Genomic DNA, 19,935 nt, shown 5'->3' with positions numbered 1-19,935 from the left:
TATTGAACGCTGGAGCCCTTCCTAAGTCTATTTATAAAATCGCGATAAAGATTCAAAGCTCAGCAATACAAGTAGCTTTTAAAAACTATACTCATTTCTCGATATTATCTGAGCCGAAGAGATTTCAACTTACTTTCCAAACGATGAGCACCATTAAATAATCTACACACCCTGCTCAAGTCATTGCTGTATTAATCAATAGCTAAAACCAGCCACTCCAGTAAGCTTGGGCTTTTTATAAGAATCAGGCTCGACGTAGCGATGACCAATGTTCGATAACCATTCATAAAAAAGTAAAGCCCAGCTTTCAATATACATAATACCTTCACGCATAAAAAATCAATTATCGAGACTTGGAGCATTATTCCCAGCATCGGGGGCTTGTTAATCAATAAAAAACACCCAAGGGAATAAAAGTAACTATGGGTATAAAACCAAATACCAATCTTTAAATAACTATTTTTACTTGTATCAAATCTAACATAAGACTAAAGATTAACTTTTTAACGCACTCAGCATCACAACTGACACACGATATCAATCTATAAGCCAGACCTATTAAATACACCAATCTAAATCACAGACATAAGGTGCGCTCTATCACATACATCATGCGAAGTAAAACAGGAAACTGAGAACAAGCTCATATCGCTGTCCTTTTTAACTTAAATTCACCCCCTCTGGACGCAGCATAACGATGCAAATAAAAAATATAACTATTATGTCGTCCTACAAATCAAGCTAGAAAATTCATACCCAATATTGGCCAAGAGTAATCATCACCAAAAGACAGCAGCACATACAAACAAAAGGACACACACCAAAAATAATAGTTAAATTATTTTTACCCCGAACCAAGCACCCTCAACAGGAATTTTGAAAATTCTCCTTTTAAATTACAGGTAAAGTTCATTTCATCACTATTACTATAAATAGCTGTTGACAAAACGAGAAATATATGGATCCGTATTTCAAGAAAACAATCAATCCACTGGCAAAAATCTGTTTAACAGCATTTTTCGCCTTATTCATAATGGTATTGTCCGGATGTGGTGGTGGAGGCGGGGATAATAGCTCTGATGAAGACCCCACAGAAGCTACCCCCAACTCTCAGGGCAACGGCTCCAGTGATGAAACACCAACTTCAAGCGGTGAGCCCGCTGAGTCCGATGAAGAGGTTGGACAAAATATTGCAGGTAGTGGAACTATTTCTTCCAGTTCTGGCAACGGGGTCCTTGCCATTGATGACTTAAGAAGGACACTTTGGGAAAGTGGTGATACTGCCAGCACATCAAGCCTCACCCTTGACCTTAAATCTACACACTTGCTCAGCAAAGTGGTCATAGACTGGGGCGACCACAACGCAAAATCTTACGAGGTACTGGGCTCAAGCGACGGCACAACATGGACCACCCTGGCAACAGCTGATTCAGGAGAATATGGCCAACGCATTGATTCTCACCTAATTGGTGGAGAGTATCGCTATGTCCAGCTAAACGGAACTGAACTCAGTGAGGGGAGTTCGCAATATAGTTTGTGGGAACTGATGGTTTTTGATCGTGCGGCAGAGGAAATTAATCAAACCGCGCCCATAGAATATACTCCTCTATTTGATACTGAGCAGCCAGAAGAAGAGTCTCAACACTGGTATATTCAGGAAGATGGCACCATTGTAACACTGGCAAGTGGCCGAGCACGTCTGCGACATGAATCCGAGGATAGTTTTTACGAGTTCCCGACCTTCTACTTTGAACACAGAACCTTTGGCATAGAGATTCACGACCATACGCCCGCCGGTGAGAACCTGATTGAGATCTTTTACTCTGCCGAATACGCGCTTTATCGGCCACCCGAATGCCGCTCCTCTTATTCAAATGAACACCGCGCTGACTTTAATAGCAACGCCAGATTTGATGAAACCCCTTACCGGGAAGCTGATGAAGATGGGAGAGGCCAAGTCTGGGTATGTCGTATCACCTACGATGCTCACGATGGTGATGACGGGCAGCTGGAAGTCGGCGAATGGATGGAGGTGGAGTTTCAGCAATTCATTGGCATTGAGGAGGGCGATGAGAATGTCAGTGGGCAGACAGTTTACTACACAGACACCTACCGCATTCTCCTGGGCCAACCCGGTATTCATATGGTTGCAGACCTGGAAACTGAGACCGCTGTTGAAAGTGCCGGTGAAGCAACCGCAGCATACATCAGGGCTACTGACCCGGTACCCGCTTCAGAAGTCATTTCAGTAAATACTGACGATAATACTCTTACCTACTACGCAGGCAGCGATGGTAAATGGGCAACGGCTTCCGACGCTGATGCCGTTGAAGTCACCTACCCAATACTAGATGGTATTGATGTCTATGATACTTACATCGTGGACAGCGGAATCGCCGACTGGACAGCCTACTTCAGAGAAGCCCTCAACATCCAGTGGGAGACACACAACGAGTTTCTAGATGGTCGCAGGATATTCCACACCCGGTTTAATACCGGAGAGCACGAGGAACTCGGGAACCCAGACTTCAACCAAATGGCAAACCTGTCAGCAGGCTTAACCATTGAGCAATCATGTCTGGCGTGCCATATCAATAACGGCCGGGGCCCGGCCCCCTCAGAGGCTAATGTTCCCAATTCGATGGTCTTTAAGCTGTCGTCCGGTGCAATAACCCAAGCAGGACAACCCCTGCCAAACCACTACTTTGGCCCTGTCCTCCAAACCCATTCACTCAATAGTGACATAGCTCCAGAAGGATCTATTCAAGTCACCTATAGCCCCATTCAAGGTAGCTATGCCAATGGGGATAGCTACACCCTACAGTCCCCCACTTATGTAGTAACAACCAATGAAGGTGAAAACACATCCGCTGATTACTTTTCGCCACGTATGCCACAAAACATCACTGGCTTGGGCTTACTTGAGGCGGTTGACGAAACAGAAATCCTTGAGTGGCACGACCCTAACGATTCCAATAGCGATGGTATCTCTGGGCGAGTATCACTGGTCGATACGGGCTCAACACCTCTTCCCCAGGTAGGACGCTTTGGCTGGAAGGCTACCCAACCGAGCTTGCGCAGCTTCTCAGCAGATGCGTTGAACAATGATATTGGCGTGAACACAGCACTGGAACCCAATGCAAACTGTGGTATCGAACAGCTGGAATGTAAAAAGCACAGTAATCACGACGAAGAGCTCACTGATTCTCACCTGGACGACCTAACTACTTATCTTCAGGCACTGGGCGCACCGCCCAGAAATCCCGATTTAATCAATGAATCCATCGTGGCTCAGGGTGAAGCTCTATTTGAATCGATCAACTGCTCATCCTGTCACCGGCCAGAGATGAACACCAATCACGCTCACCCTCTTGAGGAGTTGAGAGGCAAGGTCATTCGCCCCTATACAGACTTACTCCTGCATGATATGGGCGAAGGTTTGGCAGACAACTTGACGATTAGCGCGGAGTACAACCGCGAGTGGAGAACGCCTCCCTTATGGGGATTGGGTGTTAATAGCGCAGTGAATGGTCACAGTAATTTGTTGCATGATGGTCGCGCCCGGTCTATTGAAGAAGCCATTCTCTGGCACGGGGGAGAAGCTGCTGAGAGCCAACAGAACTATATTGATCTGTCGGCTTCAGAGCGAAACTCGCTACTCAAGTTCTTACAGTCGCTGTAAACCATAACCTAACCAATCACAAGGGTATCCAGCTAAGGTCATAGCTTGCTGGATACCTTTCTGGTGGAGATATACGTTATTGTTCACTGGAAAAATTCAAAGCTTTTACAGAAACGTCCATCCGCAAATAACGTGTTCTATTTTTATCAAAACTTAAAAAATCGATTCAGTAGCAATGGTGCGGCAAGCCTGCACTCTGCCAAAAAGACCTAGGCGCGTGGCTCGCGAAATTACAGCCGGTTAATGCTCCTCCCTCTTCAACTGAGTTATAACCGATTAATCGTTATACAACGACTACCATCTCTTCTGACTGCTCGGCACCTCCAAAATCGATTAAATATTGGAGGTAGACGTATACACTTCCCTTTTTACTTGGATGACAGTTTAAAAATGGAGCCGTTGAGCTTAGTTACAAGGAAGTTAAACTAGTTTTCAACAGCCGGCATTAATAGCGCACTATTAAGACTCGCCATGATGGTTTCCCATCTCTTTTTCGCAGTTTCTTGTAATGCTTTTTTCTGAGGCCCGTCCATAAAATCCTGCTTGTGCTTACTTAGACGGGTGTAGTGCAGGGCTATTACCTCATATTTCTTATTGTCCTTGAATGCCTGGTAAACACTTTCGACATTCTCAAAACTGTCATCAATAAAGATAATGTTGGAAATTAGGTAGTGCTCACTACTATTAGCCGAAGAATTGTAGGATCGCAGCAAGCAGTCAAGCATAAAGCCTTTATCTTGCCCGGCTAAGTACATAATACCTTGCCGATAGCTTACTGGCCTTGCCTCACTTAAATCACAGGGCTTAAACGGACTTGCAAGGCTAAATTGATTATTTGGACTGAAGTTGAGAGTATTTGACCGAATAAGCTCTAATAAATTTTGGTAGGACGTATTCGGGGTTGGCAAGCGTTTGAACTGTCTCTCGGTAGCTGAAACATCTGCATCGCCCCTTGCAGTTTCAACCATCAATCGCACCCCACTTTGTCTCAAGCTGTCAAGTACCGGCACAATATTGTCATCTGTATAAACCATATTGCTCACAGAGAAGAGCAAACCGGATATATTAATCAACTCCTCTTTTGTTTTTGCCACAAGGAAACCTGAATTAGGATCGGTTTCCAATAAAGTTTCCTGCCATGAGTACCAAGCTGCGCCACCAAGATATTGACATTGAGACTTTTCAGCGCAAGGCATCATACTCAAGGTGTCATCATTATCCATAACCAGTAACGTATTTATTGGGGTGGCTGATTCTTCAATTATATTCTGGACGTCCTCAAAGCTGTTCACCTCTTTCTTAATAGCACCGGCAGACACACAATGAGAAGCCACAATTAAAACAATCGAATACAGTAGAGAATTAAACTTGCTCATAAAATAAATTCCTTTTTACTTACCCTGATTATTAACACAAAAAAGTGAATGGTTTTGGCGTAGCTGGAGACAGAGACTGTACTGGCATGATGCCTAGACTAGATAGTACTTAACTTGTGCCCCTGAAAAATAGCAATTTATCATTCAGAGCCAGAAAAACAGAAAATCGAATCAAGTTCTGAGGGGGTACCAAATAGGAAGCGTAAGCCGCCAGCTCTATTAGCAAAGAAATAATACTTAATCTGTGAATAATTTGAACAGAGCTTCATATTGTTGTCGTACAATACAACCACCAGTCCCTTCATAGATATACTTTCTCCAAACCAGGATATTAGATTCTGCTATTAGCGGCATAAAGCTGCCCCGCCCCCACCCCGGCATGCTGATAATTCGGCACGCCGGGTGCTTCTAAATAAGCTGCTCCCCATTAAGCAAATCTGCGATCCAAATTCAAGGCACCACAGCCCCGACAGTGTTTTATAAACGCTTCTTCTATGCCCAGGGGCTCCTGGCAGTAAAAACAGCATCCCTCTCTCATAGTCAAATGATTAGCAAAATTTTTGCTGTAGAGCATGGGCAGCTTAAGTTCCCTTCTCAGCGCCTTTAGTAAGCTTGCAGTAATGCGCCCCTCAGGAAAATTCCGTGCTATTCCTTGAATGTTCGACAGGGTCTCAGCAGAAAACTCCCAAACTTCACCACAGTGGTCACAGGAAATTATCATTTTCCAATTTACTCCACCTTTCCAAAGATACAATTATTTTAGTCCCAAAGGCTGAAGTATTTTTTCCATCTGCTTAAAGGAAAGGCGACACAACAAAGAAGGAAACAATCTTTCCAGCCACCACAGCAACTTAAGTTTTGCTGGCACAACAATGATTTCTTTGTTCTTTGCAATTTGAGACAAAGCCTTTTCTGCAAAAGCATCAGCAGATATTGGCCCCAGAGGCTCGAACATTTCTGCCTGCTGTTGAGGAGGAATGGGAGTTGGCATCCGCCCATTGACGCCACCTCCCTGCAAAATCGGCGTTGATACTGCCCCGGGACACAAAACACTCACTCGTACACCGCAGGACTCGGCCTCAGGGCGAATAGCCTTTGATATTGCTACCACAGCACTCTTGGAAGCTGAGTAGGCAGCCATTGCTGGCGACGGAACTAAAGCCGCCATCGAGGCAGTATTGATAATATGGCCAGAGCCCTGGCGCTTCATGGCCTGGAAACCACATTGGAGCCCATGAATAACGCCAAACAAATTGATATCAATCGCCGCTTTCCAATCTTCAACATTATGATCGGAAAAATATCCTCCAACTCCTACGCCAGCATTGTTAAAAAGGAAATCTAACGGAGATACTTCACTAATGACCTGAAAAAATTGATCATAGTTACGAACATCCAAGTGAACAAACGATGCTCTCCCACCGGACTCCTGTATTTGGCTGACAACCTGCGTAGCGAGGTCCTGCTGGATATCCGCGATAATGACTTGAGCCCCAAATGCTGCCAGTCGACAGGCCAAGGCCGCACCGATTCCAGAAGCACCACCGGTAATCAGTGCCGTCTTGCCACTGAAGTAAGATACCTGATCCATAAGCGCTTTCCCTTCCTTGCTTTTACCACTTTATACCCCAGTTTCTGCTATCATCGCGCCCGCAAAACCTAAGGGGTGGCCTTGCCTGAGATGTCCGGGGATCAAATTGGTCTGTCGTGACAAACCCTTGAACCTGATCCGGTTAATACCGGCGTAGGAATAGGTAGACAAAGCAAAACCTCCCCACGTCGCACTCCGGGTCTCTTTCACTGCCGTTATTCGAGAGAGAACCATGAAAAAACAGTTTCCCACCCACCCTATTGCCTGGTCTGTCAGCCTTGCCAGCAGCCTGTTCGCCGGTATCGCCACCGCTAATACCGCAGAGACCGGGCTTGAGGAAGTGGTGGTTACGGCACAGCTACGGGAAACCAACCTTTTGGAGCTTCCTTCCAGTGTTACCGTACTGGATGAAAGCGCGATCGATGCGCGGGGCGCGGCCAATCTGGACCAGCTTTTGAACATGGCGCCCAATGTAAATTTTTCGTCTGGCGCCTCCAGGGGACGATTTGTACAGATTCGCGGCATTGGTGAGCGCAGCCAGTTTATCGACCCAGTAAACCCCTCAGTTGGCCTGATCATCGACGGTATCGACTTTACTGGCCTGGGGCTCGCAGCCAGCACCTTGGATATCGATCAAGTGGAAATCCTGCGGGGCCCACAGGGCACAGTGTACGGCGCTAATGCCCTGGCCGGCCTGATCAACATGACCAGTGCAGCGCCCACCAGTGAGTCGACCACCAAGGTGTCCGCCGAGCTAAGTGAGTACAATGGACAGAGTCTGTCTGCGGCTACCAGTGGTTCTTTGAGCGATGCTCTTGGCTATCGATTGGCTGCCAGCAAACGCAAATCCGACGGCTATACCGAGAATGTGTATCTCAACCGCGATGACACCAGCAATATTGATGAGTCTGTACTGCGCGGAAAGCTGGCCTACTCCCCGTCCGACGATTTAAAGCTGGGCGTTACCCTCTTCTTTATCGACGTTGATAACGGCTACGATGCTTTCTCTCTCTATAATACCCGTGAAACCCAATCTGACCAGCCCGGCTGGGATCGCCAGGAAACCTTTGCCGGCGCATTGACTGCTCAATGGTCTGGTAACGAGAACTTTACCCTTGAAGGCACCCTCAGCCTCGCCGATTCAGATACTGAATATGGCTACGATGAGGATTGGAGCTATGTCGGCTTTCATTCCTGGGAATACAGCTCAACGGATAATTACCAGCGCGATAAAGACAATATCAGTATTGACCTTCGCGTACTCTCTACCGAAGAGTCCAAGTTATTCTGGGATCGCAGCCACTGGGTTGTGGGCCTTTATGGCCGCACGGAGCGCGAGGACCTAAATCGCAACCAGAGTTTCCGCAGCACTTTTGATACTGAAAACTCTGCCATCTATGGCCAGCTCTCTACGGAAATCACCCCGACGATCGAGTTGATCACCGGCCTGAGACTGGAAAGACGCGAGGCCGATTACTCAGATTCCTATAACATCGATGCAGATAATGGAGAAAACCTGTGGGGCGGCAATATCTCCCTGCAATACCATTACACCGACAACACCCTGCTCTACGCTACGGTTTCCCGAGGCTATAAAGCCGGCGGTGTAAACGGCAGAATCATCTCAGAATCAACAAGCAACACTGAGATCAACAGTGACATGTTCGAGTTCGATACCGAACATATGCTCAACTATGAATTAGGTATTAAGGGCAGCTGGCTGGAGAATCGGTTGCAAGCCCAGGTTGCGGCTTTCTACCAGGACCGGGATGACGTTCAGGCCAAGGTTTCTATCTTTAACCCTGCCGACTACTCATTTAGTGACTACCTTGCCAATGCAGCCGGCGGAAGTACTACTGGTCTAGAGGTGGAACTGAACTATCAGGCTACCGACGCCCTGCGCTTTTTCGCCTCTGCTGGCTGGCTGAATGCGGAATTTAAAGACTACGAAAGTAGTTCCCACGTCGATGCCCGCGATGACTACGCAGGAACAGTATTGGCAGCGGTTGATCTGGATGGCCGCGATATCGCTCACGCCCCCAACTACCAGTTCTTCACCGGTACAGAAATCGACCTGCTTCCCAACCTGATCTTGCGATTGGAGCTTGAGGGTAAAGACGAGTTCTACTTCTCAAACAGCCACAACGAAAAATCCACAGCCTACGAACTGGTCAATGCTCGCCTGACCTACCAGGGAGATAACTGGGATGTTGCCCTGTGGGGAAGAAACCTGACTGACGAAGATTACTATGTGCGTGGGTTTTACTTCAGTAACCAGTATGGCAACAACCCGGCCAACGGCTACGCACCCGAGCCCTACTATCAATATGGCGAGCCCCGGATTGCCGGGGTAACAGGCACCTACACCTTCTAATCACTCAGTGACGTTGGGGCAGCGCTTCGCTGCTCCAAAACTCTCTATCAAGAGGGGAATTATGCAGCTCTCTGTCGAAATCAGTATGTATCCGTTAAAGGACGAGTACATCTCGGCTATTCAAGCGTTTATCGCACAGTTAAACAGCCACCCAGAACTCAAGGTAATCACCAATACAATGAGTACTCAGGTGTTTGGCGATTACGATCTATTGATGGATGTGCTCAAGTTGGAAATGCGCAAATCCTACGAACAGTTTGGCCGCGCCATTTTTGTATGTAAGTTTATTGACGGCGACCTGGCCCCGGGAGAAGCGCATGTTTGACCAGGATATCAGCACCGCAATCAGCGCTTCGATTGCGGCCATGTCCCTCTGGGAAGTAGCCGCTGTAATACTGGCTCTGGCCTATTTACTTCTGGCCATGAGGGAGAAAATCAGCTGCTGGTATGCCGCCTTTGTCAGTACGGCGATCTACCTGTTTCTGTTTTGGGATGTCAGCCTGTTAATGGAGTCTGCGCTACAGGTTTTCTATCTGCTGATGGCAGTTTATGGCTGGTGGCAATGGCGAAATCACCGCAACCAGCAGGACGATTTAAAAATCCATCGCTGGAGCGGAAAAACCCACTCAATAGTTATTGGCGCTACCCTGACACTGACTTTACTAATCGGCTACCTGCTGGATCGCAACACCAGTGCCGCCCTCCCCTACCTGGATTCATTCACGACTCTGGGGGCAATCGTCACCACCTATATGGTCACCCGGAAGGTACTGGAGAACTGGCTTTACTGGATTGTCGTAGACGGAGCTTCAATCTACCTCTACCTGGACAGAGAACTCTACCTTACTGCCGTATTGTTTATGCTGTACCTGGTGCTGGTTGTGATTGGCTATTTCCAGTGGTTAGCCATTTTCCGAAAAGAGAAACAACAACCCGATAGCGCTCCTCAAACAATGGCAGCGGCATAGTGACCAACTGATATGAGCCAGGACTTGAGCAACATCATCCCCAACGATTGGCATCATTGGAGCAAGGCCCGGCCCACGGTGGTCAGGGCCCTGGCTGGGGGGCTGACCAATAACGCCTTTCTGGTTGAGTCCGCCGATCAGCTGATGGTGCTGCGGATAAACTCCAGCATCAGCGATCAGCTCAATCTCGACAGGGCTGCTGAACAGCAGGCGCTGCAAGCTGCCACATATTCCGACAGCTGTGCCCCTTTGGTTTACTGTGACCCACATTACCGATATTTGGTGACCCGCTATATTGAAGGCACTCCCTGCGATAAAAATGTCGCCCACAGTTTGGAAAAACTTGCCGATCTACTGCGCCGTATACACAGCTCCCCTGCAATTGATGCCCAATTAAACATCGGTGAGAAAATCTCTAGTTACAGGCAGTTTATCGACAAGCGAGCCAGTTATTTCCACTTGCTCGACACACTGCAAGAGAAACTTCCGCAATTAATTGATGCTGCTTATCGGATGGGCGACGAAATTTGCCTGTGTCACAACGATCTAACGGTTGGCAACCTGATCTGGGCTCCCTCTGACAAGATATACGCTATCGACTGGGAGTACGCGGCAATGGGGGATAAATTCTATGACCTCGCTATTTTGGTAGAGGAACACAACTTGAATCAGCGAGAGCAAAATAGTTTACTGGAGTGCTATCTTAATCGCACCGTGTCACCTGAAGACAATCAGCGCTTGGGGTTATGGCAGCTGATCTACGGTTACCTTTGTATTCTCTGGCACGGAGTACAATGGAGTAACCAAACCCAAAGGTCCCCGGAGCAAGGGAGATATATCGGGAAAAAAGCCCAGCAGTTATTGAAAGGCCTATCAGCTCACAGCCTCAGCTGAGTAATCCCTGCTAGAATAGGCCCAATCCCCAAGAAGCGACTTTCAGTCACTGCGGCGCAATCCAAGTTGCTTTCGAAGTTACTGTCGAAGTAATTCAACTAGGGCCCGACTCGGCTAAAATACCCCCCATTTTCACACCCCAAAAATAACCACAGAGGTACTCCTGTGATCAGATCATTTTTTGCAATACTACTTACCTTGATCGCAATCAACGCACAAGCGGTAGAGAAACCCGAGGGTTTTAAAACGATAGATGGGCTGTTTGCTGCGCTTTCAAACCTGGACCACCAGGCTATGCGAGACGGCGTCAGCGACGATTTTATACTCCTTGAGCACGGTGAAGTCTGGGATATTGAAGACCTTATCGCCGTAATGAAGCCCAAGCCCTCAAAGCTGGAAAGAATCAACTACTTCAGCATTATCAATTTTGAAGAGCGTGAGAACCTGCTGACCATCAACTACTGGACCAAGTCCATTTTTAAATCCGAGGATGGCAATAAAGAAGCGGTGTGGTTGGAAAGCGCCATTGTTAAGAAAATCGATGGCAAGTGGCTAGTAGCCCAATTGCACTCAACCCGCCTGCCCGCAGAGAAATTCCCCAAAGACGTCCAGTTTGAGCAGCAAGTCCTATAATAAAGTGCCTTACAGGCCCTGCCCGCACAGGGCCTGTGTCCATTTGATCGCTCTCAGCCCCCCAACTGGAACAACTACCGGATTTCAAAGCTTCCAAGTGCTAATATGTGACTCTAAATTGCATATTAGTCTCCAGTTCTAAAGGGCCACTCAATGAAGCTTAAAGTTTACCTCTCCGGCGAAATCCACTCCGATTGGCGTGCGCAAATTATCGAAGGTTGCCAAAAAGAAGGGCTGGAAATCTCCTTCTCTTCCGCAGTCACCAACCACGACGCCAGCGATGCCGCTGGTGATGGCCTGGGTGAGGAGCAGAACGCTTTCTGGCGGGATCACAAATCAGCCAAAGTTAACGCAATCCGAATCAAGCACCTGATTGAAAACTGTGATTTGGCGGTGATTCGATTTGGCGAGAAATACAAACAATGGAACGCCGCATTTGATGCCGGCTTTTGTGCAGCCTTAGGCAAGTCCTATATCACACTTCACGATGAATCCTTGGTGCACGCACTCAAGGAAGTGGACGGTGCCGCCCAGGCCTGGGCACAGACCCCCGCACAGGTTGTCGATATCCTGAAGTACTTAACCACTCAGGCCTAAGGAGCCTCTGGATAGCAAGCCGGCAGGCATCTACTGACAAAACTGCACAATCAGTAGGTGTCGCTAGCTAAAAGCCGTAATTAAGGACACCGGCATAGTTCGGCCGAGAGGCTGCCTCTGCTGATGGGTTGTGCACTAGCTCGCCGCTACGATTGATCGCATAGATTTCTGCACCGCAGTGCTTGCAGAATGCCTTCTCCCGCAAAGCCCCCTCTTTAAAGTGATATTTGCGCAGTGACTTTTCAGGATCGCTGATATGGATAGCGACTTCAGTATCAGCGTGCCCCCTTTGGCCCGCTGGTACAAACAGGGCATCTATAAGCTTGTTGAAATGAATCGCTCCACAATGACAAGTTAACGGATTCATAGCCTTATCTCCCTGGTCGATTAGTATGGGGAAGGAGTTTACTATTTACTTTAATTTAACAAAGGGGATATATTGAAAAGATCTTTTAGCTTTAAGGAAACAGTCTGTGCGCAGAGAGTACGACAAATACCACTTGATCAACGTTTTTTGCAGTGTTGTTGATCACGGTTCCTTAAGCAAAGCTGCCAAGCACTTGGGCCTGTCTACGCCCACCGTGAGCAAGACTCTCGCCCAACTTGAACAGGCCCTTGGCCAGGTATTACTCAATCGCACCACCCGGGCAATCGCTGTCACAGATGCCGGAAGGATTGCTTACCAGAAAGGACAAAAAATAATCAGCTCATTCACCGAGCTGGAAGACCAGATTGCAGAGGCAGCAACGCTCACCCGAGGAAAATTAAAAATCACTTTTCCGGAAACCCTCGGCTTAAAAGTATTCAGTCATATCTGCAATGATTTTCAGAAAGCATTCCCCGATTTCAGCTTGGAGCTTATCTTCAGCCCCTATCACCTGGATTTAATCGAGGACGATATCGACATTGCTTTTCGCGTCTGGGAAACACTGCCCGATTGCCAGTTTTACGCCCAGCCCCTATTTAGTATCCGCCCTATTTTTATTGCCGCACCGACCTATCTGGAAGAACACGGCTGCCCCAAATCCATTGCCGAGCTCAGCCAACACAACATCATGCTAACCCGCCTTGATGGCCTGGAAGATGGCTGGTCAATTGATGGGAAGTTCTATCAATTCAATGGAAATTTAATATCCAACAAAACTTTCCATACACGAGCAGCCGCATTAAACGGGAATGGCATTGCCAAGCTTCCCTCCTATTTTTGCCAACGGGATATCAAAAAGGGGCGACTGGTAGAGGTACTCCCTGACTTGGAGCGAAAAGATAAAACTGTAGGCGCTATCTATAAAGTAAAGCGAAAAGATTCAAAGAAAATTGACGTTTTTTTGAACTTTGCACAAGAGCGCTTGCAGGAGTATGACTTTAGCCTGTTTGATGAGTGAGAATGTGCCACTAAAGAACTCTGCAGCGATTAGAGATCCTCTGTGAAACACTCAGCTGTTTAGCACCACATTAGGTGGTACCATAGAACAATAATAAGCGGCTTGCTACTGGGGCTGAAGAGAGTGAAAACAATACTCTCGAAATACACTGTAGATACATCCCCTCTCCTTTATTGGTAAAGCCGCACAACAGTCATACATTGGAGCTTGAAGTGACAATCACTAAAGAGGTCGAACAAGGCCAAGCTGTCTATTCCAAACCCGTACTTTGGCTTTATGATATGTGGGTTCTGGGCATATCAAACCGCTTTATTTGGAAGTGCCCAACTCCTGGAATACTAGAGCACTTCAATCGAAATATATCTTCCAACCACTTGGATGTAGGTGTTGGAACGGGCTACTTTATGGACAAGTGCCATTTCCCCTCCGACAAAGTCCGCCTCGCCCTGATGGACCTGAATCAAAACAGCCTGGATATCTCAGCGCAAAGAGTGGCCCGGTATAATCCAGCACAGTTCCGCTGCAATGTCCTGGATAAAATTACTTTAGAGACTGAAGTTTTTGATTCAATCTCCTTAAATTACCTATTTCACTGCCTTCCCGGCAAGCTGTCAGAAAAACTGGTTGCGCTGGATAATGTCGCAACCCTGCTATCGGATTCAGGCACCGTATTTGGTTCCACCATCCTGTCCGAAGGCGTACCGAAAAGTGGAGCTGCCAAGAAATTAATGGCTATCTACAATAAGAAAGGGATATTTTCTAATACCCAGGATTGTGAAGAGGACCTCAATACATTCCTTGCCAGTCGATTTAAGGAGTACAAAATAGAGGTTCGCGGGTGTGTAGCACTATTCAGTGCGCGGTACAAAATCACTGGCTAGAGTATCTATAGGGCACTTATGAGGATGAAGTTCTCGTTTAAGTTGGGGCTGAATAGTCCACTGATATTCCTTACCTTGTTAGCTTTAGCAGTAGCTCCCACTTATTGCCTGGGCCTGCATTTCAGTGTGTTTGAAGATAAATTTGAGTGCATTGATATTCACAATTCTCTAAACTGTGCACGGTCAATCGAAAGTGGATTGAGTGATCAGGTCAACCATATCCAGCGGACGCAACCAGGGCACCTGACTATAGCCCTGAATAGCGGGAAATTACTGACGTACACAGACATCCTTCCCGCTAATAATCCCGCAGAACATATAGCCTACTCTGCAATTGAGCAAATAACTGATAACCTGCTACTGATTCATCAACAGCTCTGGGAAGCACATTCCTATATTTTGCTAGACTTGAGAAACGGCCATGAATATTCTCTTGCCGGCTACCCTTTGCTGTCTCCGCAAGGCGGATATCTTTTTGTTGCCGAACAAGACCTGGACGCCGGTTTTAATGAAAATGCCTTACAAGTTTACAGCTTATCTGCAAATTCTTTGGACTTACTATACGAGCTAAAGCCTGAAAACTGGGGACCAGACCAAGTTTACTGGACGACAGAAAATACGGTCTCTTTTATTAAAAAGCAGCTTAATCCCAACTACCTTTCAAGTAAACACCAGCCGTTTTATATTGAGACTAAAGCTGTACTTTCTATTGCCCCTGATAGCCAGCGTGTAAACATTCGATATTTTGATTAAAATACCCCTCTTTAATTTACCCAAAGTATCTTGGAGCTATTTTGACAGCTAATTCAGGTCTCTCGATATTATTTGTCTGCCTCGGTAATATTTGTCGTTCCCCCTTAGCCGAAGCCGTTTTCCGCACCAAGGCACAGCAGGCAGGTATTCCTGTTTCCGTCGACTCTGCGGGCATTATCAGCTACCACGCGGGTAAGCGACCAGATCCGCGAACTTTGGCTATTGGTGAAGAAAATGGCTATTCATTTGAAAATAGCTACGCTCGCCAGGTAGCCACCACCGACTTTACAAAATATGATCATATCTTTGCGATGGACAAAGATAACCTGGAAGCACTGCAATCCTTACAGCCTGATTCATCAGGCGCCCAACTAGGGTTATTTTTATCAGTGTTGCAAGATAGTGATTTAGCTGAAGTGCCCGATCCTTACTATGGCGGTATTGAAGGGTTTCAACATATTCTCCAGCTTATTGAACAAGCATCTGATGCATTTATCGAGCAGCTTAAAAACAGAGAATAAGCAAAGCCCCCACAAATTCTACCGGGCTTGTGGGGGGAAACTTTCCTCCAAGGCGGACCTATCCCACATTCCCTTATCGGCTGCGGCTTCATAAGTACTCTGCAAAAAATCAAACAGCGCCTCATCAGGGGAGCGTGAAGCTCTCACCGCATCATAGGGCAGCAAGAACTCACCCAAATCTTTGGAATAGTAAGCTGAGGCGGGCGCGACCCTTGCTTCGGGAAATCCTTGGGGCTCTGGGTAAGTATATGAATAGAAGCAAGCACCATCTACACCACCGCCACCAGGCCAAAAACCGGCACTGCTAACTTCATGGGAGTATGCTTCCCTGGCCACCCAATCGGGAAAGTGTGGAACGCCTCCAGGGTGCGGAGGCGCCTCCCTGCCAGAAAAACGGGTAAGTGCTAAATCAAAACTTCCCCAAAAAAAATGAATTGGACTGCACTTACCAATAAAACGACTGCGAAACTCGGTGAAAACCCGATGAATTTGCACCAACGCCTGCCAAAGCTGTCTAGCATAATCCGGATCATACTCGTAGTTATCCTGATCCCTCTCAAAGGGTATCGCGTCCGCCACTTCAGATGGCATAGTGTTAATCTCAACCGGTATACCTAGCTGCTTGAGTGCAGCCATCACTTCCCAGTAGAAATCAGAAACTGTGCGGGACTCCAAGGGTAATACCCATTCTCCCCCCTCAGTGGTCAATAGCTTCAGTACGTGATGATAGAAATCAAAGCCAATAGAAAACGACCGTCCTCCATAAGGGATAAGGGATGTCTCCAGCCCTCTGGCGGTAATATATAAAGGAACATGCCAGGAGTGATTGATCCAAGGGGTTTGTACCAGGCGAATCTTGCCAATAACTTGCATCCACATATGCAAGGTGGCAATCGTATTTACCGACTCAGCGTAGGGTAACTCTGGCCAGTCTTTACTCTCAGACCGATTCTTTAAGTTGCTCACTATACGTGCTCCATCTATCCTTTGACTCGCTCAATACCTAGTGCCTTCTGTTAACCGCCAAGCTTAGACCACTAAAAATACCCCGTCCGAAAAAACTAAAAATAGATAAACGCTCTCTTTTGATCATCATAAAAGACTACTTTAAATTCAGACTCGACAGCCAAGCAACAAGCATTATCGAGACCCCATAGAGAACAATAATGATAAGGGTTCCGATAGTGTTGATTTTTGTTAGCTTTCCTGACTTGTCAGACAACCAAACATTAAAAGTTCTAGTGATCAGCGGCATCGCCACCCAAGTAAGCGACGCAACAATTAATAAGTTGATAAAGAAGTTAGTCGTCGCAAAGGGCCAACTCTCTACCAAAGGTAACAACCATATCGTAATAACCATAACTATCGGATATAACATCAATAAAATGAGCATGGCCATTTTCCACTGCGAGGGCGCGGTGTCTTGAGCTCGGCCACGAGCCCGAGAAAACCAATCCTCAAAGCCATGCCCTATCCGCTTTATTTTTACATCTTCAAAAAACCCTTCACCACGTTTTACCAATCGTTTATGTTCATCTGAATTAAGCCAGTTGTCTAAATGCCTATTGGAGTCAAATCGAAATATTGCAACCCACTCCTCTTGAACCCCCTTTATTGGCTTAGTTAGACCAGCACCCAAGAAGCCTGGATATTTTTTAAGTGCTTTATCAATTTCTTTCTGCCACTGCATATATTCACGAAAAAACTCAGGCTTCACTTTTTTGGATATCACAATCGTTACGGGCACTGTTAGTTGATCTGCACCAGCGATAACTTGAGATACTACTTCAACCGAGAATTTCTTCTCTAAAAAAGCAATTAGATCTTTAAGTAAGTTATTTCCAAGAAACGTTTCAAGGTGAGCAACCGTATCAAATTGAAATATTTGAACCCACTCATTTTGGATATTAGAAACGGGCTCTAACAAATTCACCTCGAGCAGCCCATCACAATCTAGCGCAACATCCACCAGCTTCTGATGCCATGATCGATACTCATCCCCCAGATACTTTGGCACCTCCTGAGACAATACAAGACAAGCACTGGAACCCTCTTCCATTATCTGGCAGCAGCCTCCATAAAATCAGGCGGATGAACTAGAGATCAAAGTATTATGCAAGCAGAATGTATTTGTGTTCATTTTTGCGAATGAATGCTTTTACTAAAAACTATCGCAAAAAACAAACTTAGACGAAATGTCAGGGTTGACATCAAGGGTAGCATTTGGGAAGTAACGCTCCGTACGAATGACGGAGCGGTCTGCAGAAGTGTCGCCTATTTGGGTGACACTTCCGCTAGAAAAATAAATGCGCAAGCAATCAGCCAGTCAGGCTTTCACTAACAACCAGTACTTTGCCGTCACGCCCGCCTGCCGCAGCTATTCGTACCGCTTCTTTAATTTCAGACAGAGGGTATGTGCCATGAACTGGTGCAGATAACTTACCTTCCGCTACAAGCTTTGTGATAGTGCCAAAAACTTCCTGTTGCCGCTCTGGGGATGCCGAGCCGAACCATTTGGCCAACCAGAACCCGCGCACGGTGATATCTTTAAAGATGATCATCCCCGGTGCGATAACGCAGGGTTCCCCACTAAGCGCGCCATAATTCACTAAGGTTGCGCCATTTGACAGAGCTTCGCCCATGCGAGCAGTTGCCATTCCACCAACAGCATCAATGCCTAGCTTGATCTCAGCACCACCAGTAGCCTCAGCCACTCGCTTACCCAGGTGCTCACCATCCACGAGAACCACATCAGCGCCTGCGGCCTTCATCGGCTCAATCAAAGACTCACGGCGGACGACATTGATCACTTTCAGGCCCCGCAACTTGGCCAGGGTTGTCAGATAAGACCCCACACCGGAATTTGCGGCATTCTGAATAACCCAATCCCCCTCCTTGAGATCTACAAATTCGCTCAACAGCAAGTAAGCTGTTGGCGGATTAATCGTTATCATGGAAAGCTGTAGAGGGTCTACATTATTCGGGAGCGGAATCAGCCCCTGGGCATTGGCCACCATATGTGTAGCCCAGGTGCCGCTTCCTACCGGCAGGAGAACGACCTGGCCAATGGCTGGCGCGGTAACATTAGGTCCATGTTTGACGACCTTAGCAACACCTTCATTGCCTCCAACCGCAGGAAGAGGAGGCAACATCCCATAATCGCCCGTCAGGGTCAGAACATCTGAAGGGTTAATTGGTGCTGCCAGCATCTCCAGCAACACCTGCCCCTCTTGAAGTTCAGGGGTATCAAAGGGCACCGCCTCAATAACATCCTGCGGCACTGGTCCGCGCTCTTGATATTCCGCCTTTAACATATCGCCGTATCCTTTTTTCGATTGATTATGAACAACGACCTTCACGCTGTACAAAATGTACCATGAACACTAGAGTTTGACGCTTATTAACAGTGGGGCCATTTAGATTCCTCCTGATAAATCAAACCCATTTACAAATCGCCATTTGGATCTACTTATGTGTGGTTCAAGCTAGCAATTTCAAGTCAGCCACTTGAAGATACTAAAAAGGGAGAAGGGAAGAATACACCGCGCTTGGGACCCTATGAGGCATGGATGCCGATTAGGAGCTTACAGGGATGTATTCACAGCGTGTCTCGAGTGCGGTGTATTCTTTCCTTCCACCCCAGTAGTAAGTCCAATGAAGCAAATTGCAGCAGCGATAACAATAAGCAGAAAAGAAGTTAAATTAAGCAGGCCGAAGTAAATAACGGCACTTTTGTGTTCTATCCGATCAATTACCACCTTAAGCACCGGGTCCGTAACAGCAAGTGCAGGGTCAGGCTCTATCACAGAAGCTAGAATGGTATAATTCCTGCCCTTTATTGTTTCGAATACATGCAGTGTTTTTCCCATTGTTGACCCCCAAAATCCTGAGGCCTTGTCACCGCTCTTACCCACTGCAACCTCAACCCCCTCCTCTAAAATTGCCCAATCGATAACCAGCGTTTCAGAATGAGCTTTATACTTTTCCTTATCAAGAAATTGAATACTCAACCGACAATTTTGCTCGCGAAAATCAAGCACCCTTTCTGTCTGCAACTCCAGCTCGAATGGCACACTTAATTGCGATCGGAAGTTAAATTCACTCCTCCACTTTTTTGTAACATCAACAGGATACTCAACCGCTATCCATTTATATTTTTATAGGAAACAGTTGCATATACCAATATCAAAACCGCAACAACAACTAACACCAGCACTGACTTAATGGTTAGTCCCACACCTCCCCCAAGATACCTTCCTTAATACCTCACAGCTACACCC

19 protein-coding genes and 1 riboswitch are annotated in these 19,935 nt (G+C 46.9%); of the genes, 11 read left to right on the top strand and 8 right to left on the bottom strand.

Annotation, left to right across the window (positions count from 1 at the left end; genetic code table 11):
* Window positions 1-958 precede the first annotated feature (958 nt).
* The gene (locus ACJJI3_RS02950) at window positions 959-3,682 is read left to right on the top strand and encodes a di-heme oxidoredictase family protein (RefSeq protein ID WP_444941440.1); all 2,724 of its coding nucleotides are present in this window, start codon (window positions 959-961) and stop codon (window positions 3,680-3,682) included.
* Window positions 3,683-4,107: 425 nt separating this feature from the next.
* Here ACJJI3_RS02950 and ACJJI3_RS02945 read toward each other — a convergent pair whose 3' ends face one another.
* The 3 genes from ACJJI3_RS02945 to ACJJI3_RS02935 form a co-directional block, all read right to left on the bottom strand.
* Window positions 4,108-5,058, bottom strand: coding sequence for a DUF2608 domain-containing protein (locus ACJJI3_RS02945; protein WP_282932393.1), 951 nt, complete (start codon window positions 5,056-5,058; stop codon window positions 4,108-4,110).
* 427 nt (window positions 5,059-5,485) lie between these two features.
* Complete coding sequence (locus ACJJI3_RS02940) at window positions 5,486-5,779, bottom strand: hypothetical protein (protein ID WP_444928144.1); 294 nt, start codon at window positions 5,777-5,779, stop codon at window positions 5,486-5,488.
* A gap of 33 nt (window positions 5,780-5,812) precedes the next feature.
* Window positions 5,813-6,649, bottom strand: a complete 837-nt coding sequence (locus ACJJI3_RS02935) for an SDR family NAD(P)-dependent oxidoreductase (protein ID WP_444897649.1) — start codon at window positions 6,647-6,649, stop codon at window positions 5,813-5,815.
* A 61-nt stretch (window positions 6,650-6,710) separates the two neighbouring features.
* Window positions 6,711-6,826: riboswitch (TPP riboswitch) on the top strand.
* 55 nt (window positions 6,827-6,881) lie between these two features.
* Here ACJJI3_RS02935 and ACJJI3_RS02930 point away from each other — a divergent pair.
* The 6 genes from ACJJI3_RS02930 to ACJJI3_RS02905 all read left to right on the top strand — a co-directional run bounded on the left by ACJJI3_RS02930 (window position 6,882) and on the right by ACJJI3_RS02905 (window position 12,115).
* Window positions 6,882-9,023, top strand: coding sequence for a TonB-dependent receptor (locus ACJJI3_RS02930; protein WP_444941439.1), 2,142 nt, complete (start codon window positions 6,882-6,884; stop codon window positions 9,021-9,023).
* Between the two features lie 61 nt (window positions 9,024-9,084).
* Entirely contained in the window at window positions 9,085-9,348 is a 264-nt protein-coding gene (locus tag ACJJI3_RS02925) for a hypothetical protein (protein WP_108733600.1), read from the top strand.
* Window positions 9,341-9,991 carry a nicotinamide riboside transporter PnuC gene (pnuC, locus tag ACJJI3_RS02920; RefSeq protein ID WP_444941438.1) on the top strand — a complete coding sequence of 217 codons (651 nt, stop codon included), beginning with the start codon at window positions 9,341-9,343 and terminating at the stop codon, window positions 9,989-9,991. The genes ACJJI3_RS02925 and pnuC overlap by 8 nt, the downstream gene beginning before the upstream one ends.
* A 12-nt stretch (window positions 9,992-10,003) precedes the next feature.
* Window positions 10,004-10,885 carry a phosphotransferase gene (locus ACJJI3_RS02915; RefSeq protein WP_444941437.1) on the top strand — a complete coding sequence of 294 codons (882 nt, stop codon included), beginning with the start codon at window positions 10,004-10,006 and terminating at the stop codon, window positions 10,883-10,885.
* A 165-nt stretch (window positions 10,886-11,050) separates the two neighbouring features.
* On the top strand, window positions 11,051-11,518 hold the full coding sequence (locus ACJJI3_RS02910) for a nuclear transport factor 2 family protein (RefSeq protein ID WP_282932387.1): 468 nt from the start codon (window positions 11,051-11,053) through the stop codon (window positions 11,516-11,518).
* A gap of 153 nt (window positions 11,519-11,671) precedes the next feature.
* Window positions 11,672-12,115 carry a YtoQ family protein gene (locus ACJJI3_RS02905; RefSeq protein ID WP_444941436.1) on the top strand — a complete coding sequence of 148 codons (444 nt, stop codon included), beginning with the start codon at window positions 11,672-11,674 and terminating at the stop codon, window positions 12,113-12,115.
* Between the two features lie 67 nt (window positions 12,116-12,182).
* Here the strand turns inward: ACJJI3_RS02905 and ACJJI3_RS02900 are convergent, their stop codons facing one another.
* Complete coding sequence (locus ACJJI3_RS02900; RefSeq protein ID WP_444893546.1) at window positions 12,183-12,482, bottom strand: GFA family protein; 300 nt, start codon at window positions 12,480-12,482, stop codon at window positions 12,183-12,185.
* A gap of 106 nt (window positions 12,483-12,588) precedes the next feature.
* Here ACJJI3_RS02900 and ACJJI3_RS02895 point away from each other — a divergent pair, with 106 nt between their 5' ends.
* From ACJJI3_RS02895 to ACJJI3_RS02880, 4 genes are all read left to right on the top strand, one after another.
* Window positions 12,589-13,500 (top strand): LysR family transcriptional regulator, encoded by a 912-nt coding sequence (locus ACJJI3_RS02895; RefSeq protein ID WP_444893545.1) that lies wholly within the window; start codon window positions 12,589-12,591, stop codon window positions 13,498-13,500.
* A gap of 212 nt (window positions 13,501-13,712) precedes the next feature.
* Window positions 13,713-14,381, top strand: coding sequence for a class I SAM-dependent methyltransferase (locus ACJJI3_RS02890; protein WP_413662395.1), 669 nt, complete (start codon window positions 13,713-13,715; stop codon window positions 14,379-14,381).
* Window positions 14,382-14,507: 126 nt separating this feature from the next.
* Complete coding sequence (locus tag ACJJI3_RS02885) at window positions 14,508-15,134, top strand: hypothetical protein (protein ID WP_444913355.1); 627 nt, start codon at window positions 14,508-14,510, stop codon at window positions 15,132-15,134.
* Between the two features lie 41 nt (window positions 15,135-15,175).
* Window positions 15,176-15,655: a low molecular weight protein-tyrosine-phosphatase gene (locus tag ACJJI3_RS02880; RefSeq protein ID WP_444941435.1), complete on the top strand. Its 480-nt coding sequence runs from the start codon at window positions 15,176-15,178 to the stop codon at window positions 15,653-15,655.
* Between the two features lie 18 nt (window positions 15,656-15,673).
* Here ACJJI3_RS02880 and ACJJI3_RS02875 read toward each other — a convergent pair whose 3' ends face one another.
* From ACJJI3_RS02875 to ACJJI3_RS02860, 4 genes are all read right to left on the bottom strand, one after another.
* Window positions 15,674-16,621, bottom strand: coding sequence for a DUF5996 family protein (locus ACJJI3_RS02875; RefSeq protein WP_444907964.1), 948 nt, complete (start codon window positions 16,619-16,621; stop codon window positions 15,674-15,676).
* A 136-nt stretch (window positions 16,622-16,757) separates the two neighbouring features.
* Window positions 16,758-17,714 (bottom strand): antibiotic biosynthesis monooxygenase, encoded by a 957-nt coding sequence (locus ACJJI3_RS02870; RefSeq protein WP_444941434.1) that lies wholly within the window; start codon window positions 17,712-17,714, stop codon window positions 16,758-16,760.
* A gap of 259 nt (window positions 17,715-17,973) precedes the next feature.
* Window positions 17,974-18,969 (bottom strand): zinc-dependent alcohol dehydrogenase family protein, encoded by a 996-nt coding sequence (locus ACJJI3_RS02865; RefSeq protein WP_444941433.1) that lies wholly within the window; start codon window positions 18,967-18,969, stop codon window positions 17,974-17,976.
* A gap of 270 nt (window positions 18,970-19,239) precedes the next feature.
* Complete coding sequence (locus ACJJI3_RS02860) at window positions 19,240-19,728, bottom strand: hypothetical protein (RefSeq protein ID WP_444941432.1); 489 nt, start codon at window positions 19,726-19,728, stop codon at window positions 19,240-19,242.
* Window positions 19,729-19,935 lie beyond the last annotated feature (207 nt).

The sequence above is a fragment of the Microbulbifer maximicatervae (SeqCode) genome, assembly GCF_052466985.1.
The sequence above is the reverse complement of the archived record's forward strand: the minus strand, read 5'-3'. Positions and strand labels throughout refer to the sequence as shown.